The following is a 6,210-nucleotide window of genomic DNA, read 5'->3' as shown; positions in this document are numbered from 1 at the left end:
TCTGTTACAGAATACTCAACAGAATATACGCCGGCTTTTGTTGTATCTACTGTGTTTGTTACGACTTTGATGTCTGCTGTTAAGTTACCGTCTTCTTTGTCAGTCGCTGTTACGCCTGTTAATGCGTTGAACGTGTCACCAATTTTGATTGTTTTGTCACTTGCTGTAATTACTGGTTTTTCGTTAGATTTAACTACAACAGATGTTGGATCACTTGGTAGCCCATTTTTACCTGTTTGCGTTACATCAATAACTGCATCTGCTTTTTGAGCTGGAATTGTAATCGCAAATTTACCATCTGCGTCTGCTACACCTGTTGCTGTTGTTCCATCAGGAAGTTTTACTGTTACTGTGTTTCCTGGAACTGCTTCACCATTCAGTGTTGTGTCGCCCGCTTTAATAGGAGAAACTGTTGGTGCTGCTGGAACTGTAGTGTCTGCTTGTACTTTCGTTGTTACACGTGCACTGTCATTGACACCATTTGTTTGATACGTTAGAACGCTTTGATCTTTTACTAAGTTCGTTCCTGCTGGTACGTCAACTGTCCATTTACCGTCAGCGTCAACTGTTGTTTTAGCTGTTTTACCATCAGGGAATGTTACAACAATATCATCGCCAGCTGTACCAGTTCCTGAAACAGTTTTAGCACCTTCAAGGATTGGAGATACTACTGGACGTTCTACGATGCTTGAACCTTGTGTAGATACACGTGAGTAATCAAAAAGGCTGAATCCATCGATGTTTTGACCAGTTGCTAAACCACTGTAATAGTTTGTAGTTGTCGTTCCAACTTTGTAAGTTAATGGGATTCTTGCGTCATCAACGCTTGTCCATTCGCTTCCTGTTGCTTTAGACCAGTCTGCTGCATGATCCCAAGCATAGACTTGAGCCATGTTGTTCATTTCCACACGTGAACCGTAAGCTACATTATCACTACCGTAACCGCGAACGATGTGTCCTGCTACCGCTCTGTTGTTTTGACGGAAATCGATATATTTTGGTGAGTTAAGAACTAGTTTCGAGCTTTGCGCGCCACTTAAATCAAATACTGTTGTCGATGTATTTGAAAGTGTTTCTACGTAAGCCATTGTGTTTTTGTTGAATGTAACAATACCGTTAGCTTTGATTGCTGGGTAGTTTCCTTGTCCAGATGCTGCACGGATATTAGCTTTTGAGTTTTCTGCAAAAGTGATTGATCCCGATGTGTTAATACCGTAATCAGATGACTCAATTTTAACAAGTGTGTTGTTACCAACGTTGAATGTAGCTGCTGCACTACCTTCTTGGATTACACCAGTTCCAGCGTTTAGATATAGACTTGAATCCACGCCTAATTTAACTGATCCACCGTAGAAAGTATGGATTGCATGGCTGTTCAATGCTGTGATTGAAAGCGTGTTGTTATCGCCAAACGTTGTATCTTTATATGTGTAGATACCATCATGGTTTGGAGATACGATTGTCATGTTTACATTTTTACCTGTAGAAATACCTTCACCGCTTGTGTTGGTTGTTTCAAGGCCGTTTGTGTAAGCTTTGATGTATGCTGTAGAATTATCACCGAACTTGATTCCACCTGCATTAACACCGTCGCCGCTTGAAGAAGTAATGTTTGATGATGTATTCGAACCAAAGTCAACGCGTGAATTTCCTGATGCATAAATAGCGTCACTCTTAGCTTTTATAGCTATTTCTGTGTTATCGCCAAAGATGACAGGTCCGCCAGAGTAAATTCCGTAACTAACGCCGGAATCGATATCAATTTTCACACGATCTTCTGGTTGTGGATTTTGGTTAGATACGGAACCGAAGCGGATTGTTGCTGCTCCTGATGAGTAAATACCTCTGTCATGTGTTCTTAGTTTTAAGGAAGAACGATCGCCAAATGTGATTGTTGCATTACCGTAAATACCACTGCCGTTATCACTAACTACATCGATATCTGCGTCTTTACCAACAACGATAGAAGCTCCTGTGTTGTACGCGTAAATTGCTGTACCTGTACCAGTTGCTTTAACTTTCACATTGTCACCGATAGTAATGTTACCAGAAACGTAAATACCATTACCGACATCACCTGATGCAAGTGTCAAATCTGCGCCATTTTTAACTACTAATGTAGCAGCTTTTAATGTACCGTATTTAGATGCTGAATTAATAACTGTATTTTCGCCAATTACTAAAGCACTGTTTGATACGTCAAATGCATAGCCTTTGTTTGACATCATGTTAATTTTCGCGTTGTTACCGATGTTTACAGAACCTGATGAACGAACTTTAACTGCTGTTTCTAATGCTTCTAGTTGATCGATTTGCGTGTTGTCTGCAATTTCAAGACTATCAACGTCCATACCTTGACGCTCAGCATTTACAAGGCGGTTATTTGTTCCAGCGATAGAAAGTGAAAGTTTACCAGTTCCACCCATGATCATACCGCGAATTTGAACGTTATCAATGATGTTTACTGTTGGTGCCGCTGAAGATGTGTAACCTGTAAAAATAGCTTTTGTTCCAACGTTTGTCATGATTACGTCTTCTAAGTCAACGATAGAATTAGATTTCATGATAACTTGGTAAGATGCAGCGCTAATTGTATGTCCGTTACCTTCAATACGCATGTTGCTGTTTACCGTTACGTTACTTGCTAGTTGGAAATCCCCAGTAAGCTCAATAACATTTATAGTTGTTGACTCTGCTGCCGCTTTAAACTCAGCAAATGTTGAAACTTGTTGTCTTTTCTCTGTTACACCGCCATCAAGTGCTAATGTTGCACCTAGTGGAGCGTATTTCTGTGCTACGACCGCAGCACTTGGAGCTTCTGCAACAGCTGCTGTAGCGCCGGCTGCTTCTGCCGCATGTGATCCAGTTGGCAATACTGTAAATACTTGACTTGCAACTACTGTCGCAATCAATAATGTTTTAGCCGCTTTTTTTACCGTTTTCATAGATAAAACGTTAATTGGTCCCTTTTGTTCTAATTTCATGTTTATGTTTCTCCTTCTTATGTTTCTTTTTTTTTTTGTAAAATGCCTGCCTACCATAGAACGATTATCGGTTCACATGATAAACACCTCCTTACACGCTCTTTTTTTATAACTGAATATTCCGACTTGTAGACATACCTTTAATGATAATATTTTTTTGATTAACACTAATTTTATCTTCCAGAATCATTTTCTTCAGTTGCTTCGGTATAAAGTTGCGGTCGACATTGCAGTATGCCCCTATAAGTTTTGTGTTGATAACTGATGGGATTTCAATACCATCCTCTACCTCAACCCCTAGCTTATTTGCAATATCATAAAGTGAGTTTACGAATCGCTCTTCACGACCAAGCATTAGTTGCATGTAGCGCTCATATAAGTTGTATAGTCGTTCTGTCATCAAGTTAGCAAAGTGCTCCATGAATGACGGCCTGTTTGCCAAATAATTAAGCAAATACTCCATATCAATCCTCGTCGCTCTGAGCTCTGTTAAGGTTGTCGCTTGCGTCATCACTACACTTTCATTCTTCCTAAAAAATGATTCCAATCCAATAATATCTCCAACAGTTAGAAAGGATATGACTGGTTTTAACGAATCTTTCATCGTCTGGGTTGTGATTGAAATCCCAGAGTTTATAATGTATAGTGCATTATTCGGCTTGCCTGGCATGATAATCTGTTGCCCTTTATCAAAAGTAACATCTTGTACTAAATTATCACCGTATGCATTTGTCTGCAGCTCTTTAATAATCCCGTCTAAACTTGTATCACTTGAAATATACACCAATTATGATTCCTCCTTTCTAACTTCTTGAATAGTTGCGAAAGATTACATTTATTAATTTAACACGTTCTAGTTTTCCATATTTCAACTATGGTGCATATATCCAAAAAAGTTGTGAATCTTTTATGTCTTTTCATCCCGACCCAGCTTCGACTTGCAAAAACGGGGCTACTTCAATAATCCTGTTGTTATTTGTAGTGTATCATCTTCTTCTTTTGGATTTCACAACATCGTTGCAACTACTCAAGCTATCTGTGAATTTTTTGTGACTGCTGTAAATTTTAAAGTAGTAGAAGTTTTTTATTATGCCGTTCCTTGAGTACATTCACAGTATAATACTTTACTTCTACATTTTTTCCTAAAAATCAGGTTTCTTTTTGTATCGATAGGACAAACATGGCCTAATCAAGTCGTATCAATATGTTCCACTACATGTACTTTTTTTAAAAAATATACTTCTAGAGGAACATTTTTTCGAGATTAAGCATATTAACCGTCGTCAGGATAAATAACTGCCGCCCCCTTCTAAAATTTTATGTAAAAGCAGAATTACAGGCCATACCTCTAGCTTAACATGGGAAATTTTATTAGATTTGTAGATATATACTGTTCTCGATTTTAAAATCCGACTAATTTGTGAATCTTTTTTCGCCATCCATCAAAAAGCGTAGAAAGAGCAGAGAAGGGTATTATTAAATAGGATTTAGAGAGAGGACGGTGGATTTGTATGCAATTGTTAGACGAAAAAGAACTACGCGAAATTGATATTATCCGTTTACTCGGGAAGGAACGGAAATACTGGCAAATATCAGAAATCGCCACTACTCTGAATTATAGTACCAGCATCATTTACAACGCGCTTGAAGATATAAAATTATATCTAGCCGAAAATGCTCCCAATACTCAGCTAGTTGTTAAAAAAGCTACTGGCGCCTTTCTGGACAAACCAGATAGCATCTCCTTAGACGCTATTATTGAAAAATATAAGACTACATCTATGGCCTATATTATATTAGACAGTACATTTAATTATCCTCACCTACGCGCACGCCAATTTTATGAACAACATTTGCTTACGAAAAGTACCTTTTATTTGAGGTTGAAATACTTAGAAACTAATCTCCATACAGTTAACCTAGACATAGAAACAAACCCAATGCGAATCACCGGGCCTGAGATTTGGGTTAGAGAATGCTATTATAATTTATATTGGCTGACATATAGAGGAAGAACTTGGCCGTTTCGCTCGATTTCTAGGGAGGTTTTAGTGTACCAGCTTGAGGAATTTTTGCGAAATAGTCAAATATCCATGAACACCGTCGAAAAAGAGCAATTGCTTTACCGTTTGGCAGTGAGATACATGCGCCATGCTCAGAAATGTTATGTATCGGATATGCCCTTACAAAATTGTGTGCCCCCAGAGGTTGTAGCCTTTATTAAAAAACACGGTGCAACCTTGATGAACAGCGTCCCTGAACAGTATAGAGAGCTTGAAGAAAAATATTTAACTGTTTCTATTAGTAATCTTGTATACGCCAAAACGAGCAGTTTAGCGGCAACCAAACTCATTACATGGCACAGGGAGGAACAGACCCAGCCGTATAAAATTGCGGCGGCTTTTCTCGAGGAATTCGCTTTAAAGTATCCAGATATAGTAATAGAAGAAGATGATCATTTGTGGCTCGATCTGATTAATGTTAATTTCTACGGCCTATCTTTGCCCCACCTGTATATATATCACGATTTACGGAAGCAAGCTGACTATTTCAGAGTAGAGAATCCTGCATTATGGGCGAATTTAGAAGTGATAGTACCAAAACTATTTAATCCTAAAAATTTAAAGCAAATCGCGGCACCGGACATTTATTTTTATTATAAATACATGGTTCTTATTGTGGAACGGTTTGCTATGAAAAAATACGAGCCAAGATTGCAAATTGCACTCGTTACAAGTCAAGATAATGCGATTCTAAATAAATTAAAATCCCAGATTCTGCGCAAGTTGGAGTTAAATATCGAGATAAATATTAAAAGTATACCGAAAAATGTGGATCTTATCGTGACGGAAACCACGACTGTGACTACGAAGCTTGATCTGGCCTTTGTTTGGAATTTTCCACCGACGCAGAATGACTGGGTGCGGTTGGAGGAGCGGTTGAATGGGATTCGTGATAGGAAATTGGAGGGGTGAATATGTATGGCGGGATGGGAAGGATTACTTGCTCGCTTCGCTCTCATGCATGTTGTACTGTAACTCACTTTGTTCGTAACAGTCGCTGAAGGATTACCTGCTCGCTTCGCTCTCATGCATATTGGTACTGTAACTCACTTTGTTCGTAACAGTCGCTGAAGGATTACCTGCTCGCTTCGCTCTCATGCATATTGGTACTGTAACTCACTTTGTTCGTAACAGTCGCTGAAGGATTACCTGCTCGCTTCGCT

Annotated in this window: 3 protein-coding genes; 1 reads left to right on the top strand and 2 read right to left on the bottom strand. The window is 38.9% G+C overall.

The genetic code is table 11. The annotated features are described in order from the left end of the window. Window positions 1-2,984: Ig-like domain-containing protein (locus tag HPK16_RS16905; RefSeq protein WP_181677974.1), on the bottom strand; the 2,984-nt coding region annotated here is incomplete at its 3' end. Between the two features lie 106 nt (window positions 2,985-3,090). Further along, on the bottom strand, window positions 3,091-3,768 hold the full coding sequence (locus tag HPK16_RS16395) for a Crp/Fnr family transcriptional regulator (protein WP_343064826.1): 678 nt from the start codon (window positions 3,766-3,768) through the stop codon (window positions 3,091-3,093). A 727-nt stretch (window positions 3,769-4,495) separates the two neighbouring features. Here HPK16_RS16395 and HPK16_RS16390 point away from each other — a divergent pair. After that, a complete protein-coding gene (locus HPK16_RS16390) occupies window positions 4,496-5,959 on the top strand; it encodes an AcpB/EbpR/MafR family transcriptional regulator (RefSeq protein WP_181677972.1) in 1,464 nt (487 codons plus the stop codon). Window positions 5,960-6,210 lie beyond the last annotated feature (251 nt).

It is taken from the genome of Paenilisteria rustica, assembly GCF_013820765.1.
Lineage (GTDB): Bacteria > Bacillota > Bacilli > Lactobacillales > Listeriaceae > Listeria_A > Listeria_A rustica.
This window is presented reverse-complemented; position numbering and strand designations above follow the sequence as displayed.